We start from the raw sequence: 1,171 nt of genomic DNA, 5'->3' as shown, positions 1-1,171 counted from the left end.
CCCCGAGGGGGAGCGGAGGAAGAAGCCCCACCCCCGCGCGCACCGCGGTGACCGCAACCCCGCCACCGCCTGGTACAGCGGCCTGAACCGCCGCACCCGGTGGGCCGCCTCCACCGCCGCCGGCGCCTACTGCGGATACGCCCTCGGCCTCCAGCCCGCCATGACCTGCTGGCTCACCGACTGCGGCCACACCGCCGGCACCACCACCGCCCTGATCCTGGCCGCCGGACTCCTCACCGCCGGCGGATACCTCGCCCACCGCACCCGCAGCTGGTGGCCCCCGCTCGCCTGGACCTGCCGCATCCCGCTGGCCGCCGCGATCCTCGCCACAGCCCTCTACGCCCCCGGAGCAACCACATGACCACCATCACCTTCGCCGCTCCGGCGCCCGCCGCCGCGCCCAGCGCCCACGGACACCTCCTGGGCAGCATCACCCTGTCCGGCCTCGCCCTCGCCGCCGCCCTCGTGCTCCTCTTCGGCATCCGCAAGGCCAGCCGCCTCAAAGTCATCCACCACCGCGACGGCATCGGCACCACCGGCATCGTCACCGGCACACTGTGGATGGCCGCAGGCAGCTCCTGGGCCGCCGCAGCCACCGGCATCGCCTCCGTCCCCACCGCCGCGTTCGGCCCCGGCAGCGGCCTGGGCAACCCCGGCGAAGGCGGCCTCGCGCTCGCCCTGACCGCCCTGACCTTCCTGCCCGGCTGGAAGCGCACCGTGTGGCCGGCCCTGCTCGGCATCGCCGCCGCCGTCACCTACGCCCAGGCCGGCGGCATCTGGGGCATGCTCGTCACCCTCGCCCGCACCCTGGTCGCCCAGCTCACCGGGGCAGCCTGATGACCACCACCCGGCGCGCACTCGCCCGCCCCCACCTCCGCCCCTACCTGCCCGACCGGCACCTGCTCCGCCGCATCCTCGCCGGACACCGCATCCTCGCCCGCCGGGCCTGGCGCACCGCCCGCACCGGTCTGCACCGCACCACCGCGACCAAGGCGAAGACAGGCGGCGGGCTCGCCGACACCCTGGAGCGACTCGGCATCGGCACGGTCGCCGCCGTGATCACCGGCACCACCGCAACCGGCGCCGCCACCACGCTCGGCCCCCGCCTGCTCCCCTACGCCCCCACCGCGGCCAGCGTCGCGATGGTCGGTCTGATCGGAGCGGCCTGGGC

2 protein-coding genes and 1 pseudogene are annotated in these 1,171 nt (G+C 76.1%); all 3 read left to right on the top strand.

The window, feature by feature from the left end; genetic code table 11:
- Nucleotides 1-361, top strand: a pseudogene (locus V7E46_RS33580) (hypothetical protein); the annotation flags it as partial.
- Entirely contained in the window at nt 358-837 is a 480-nt protein-coding gene (locus V7E46_RS33575; RefSeq protein WP_333771932.1) for a hypothetical protein, read from the top strand. The pseudogene V7E46_RS33580 and the gene V7E46_RS33575, both read left to right, overlap by 4 nt.
- A partial coding sequence (locus V7E46_RS33570) for a hypothetical protein (protein WP_333771931.1) occupies nt 837-1,171 on the top strand: 335 nt, incomplete at its 3' end. The genes V7E46_RS33575 and V7E46_RS33570, both read left to right, overlap by 1 nt.

The sequence above is a fragment of the Streptomyces sp. IBSBF 2435 genome, assembly GCF_036815005.1.
Taxonomy (GTDB): domain Bacteria; phylum Actinomycetota; class Actinomycetes; order Streptomycetales; family Streptomycetaceae; genus Actinacidiphila.
The sequence above is the reverse complement of the archived record's forward strand: the minus strand, read 5'-3'. Positions and strand labels throughout refer to the sequence as shown.

Coding starts and splice junctions, on each gene's coding strand:
- V7E46_RS33575 (WP_333771932.1), top strand. CDS start 358: ATGACCACCATCACCTTCGCCGCTCCGGCGCCCGCCGCCGCGCCCAGC.